At 59.8% G+C, this 1133-nt stretch carries 1 protein-coding gene; it reads right to left on the reverse strand.

The annotated features are described in order from the left end of the window. Positions 1-94: 94 nt before the first annotated feature. A complete protein-coding gene (locus K675_RS0119190; protein ID WP_017905105.1) occupies positions 95-550 on the reverse strand; it encodes an SgcJ/EcaC family oxidoreductase in 456 nt (151 codons plus the stop codon). Positions 551-1133: the final 583 nt, after the last annotated feature.

Consider the following 1133-nt stretch of genomic DNA (forward strand, 5'->3'; position numbering starts at 1 on the left):
TGCGACTGCTTCGCAGTCGAGCGCGGGCAAGCCCGCTCGCCACAAGATGGAGTCGCTCCTGGGGGTTTGGCTTAGCTTGCGGCCCCGGAACCCATCATTTCTCCGGCATCGCCGAAGAGTGATGCGTCGAGATTTTCCAGCCGTTGTCGCTGCTCCAGGCGTAGGTGAAGGTGTAGCGGGCGGACACGCTCGGCTGGTCCTTGAACGCGAAGGTATAGGTGCCGGTGTCGATCGCCTCGTTGCAGCCGGTGCGGATGGTGCGGCTGTCGATGGTGCCGCTCGGCTTGTGGGCCAGGAAGTGTTCGAAGTAGTCGATCCGCTCGGCGTCGGTCAGGCGCGGCTTGTTCGATACGGTGGGTAGCAGCACGGCGTCCGCCAGATACTTTTGCGCAACCTTTTTCGCATCGCCGGTCTGCAACGCGGCGTTCCATTCATCGAACAGACTTTCAATCTGCGCAGGTACCACCGGCGTGCAGACCAGAGCCTTGTCCGCAAAGGCCGGCACGGAAGAAAGACTGCACAGCGCAGCCAATACGATTTGCTTTTTCATGGTTCTCCCATGGCTGCTCCGGCAGCCGTGCGAAGTAGGAAAGAGCCAATACTTCCGTGACCGGCACACTTCATCCGTTCGGGGCGTAATGCCCGTCTCGACTGGCTCGTGAGTTAATGGTCAGGCGCGACGCATAAGGCTGTCGGCGCCTTGTCGCAGGCGTGACAATGCGTCGGCGCATGATCCGAAGTTGTTACATGGAAGTAACAAGTTGCTCTTTTGGTGCAGTTGGCCTGGCGTATTTCTTATTGTTGGAAGACAGTCCGTTCAAACAACTGGCGAGAACTTTTCTGTCTGTGCACGGCAACTTGAGACAAGCCTACAGCAGGCATCGAGGCGCGGTGTAGTGCAGGATGGGTCTATAGGAATAGTCCTACAGATATATCGGGGTGTCGTTGCTTTTGCTGTAGGACTGGGCTGTAGCCCCAGTGAGCGAGGCTCACCGGGGTACGTCGGGCGGCAGGGTGCCGCCCGCTGGCGGCAATCAGCGTTGCGTGGCCGGTACGCCTTGGGCGGCGTTTTCAACCTGTGGGTTGGCCGGCCAGGCGGCACGGTCCAGGTCCAGGTCGTTGAACTTGCTGGA

Source organism: Pseudomonas fuscovaginae SE-1, from assembly GCF_000364705.1.
GTDB classification, from domain to species: Bacteria; Pseudomonadota; Gammaproteobacteria; order Pseudomonadales; family Pseudomonadaceae; genus Aquipseudomonas; species Aquipseudomonas fuscovaginae_A.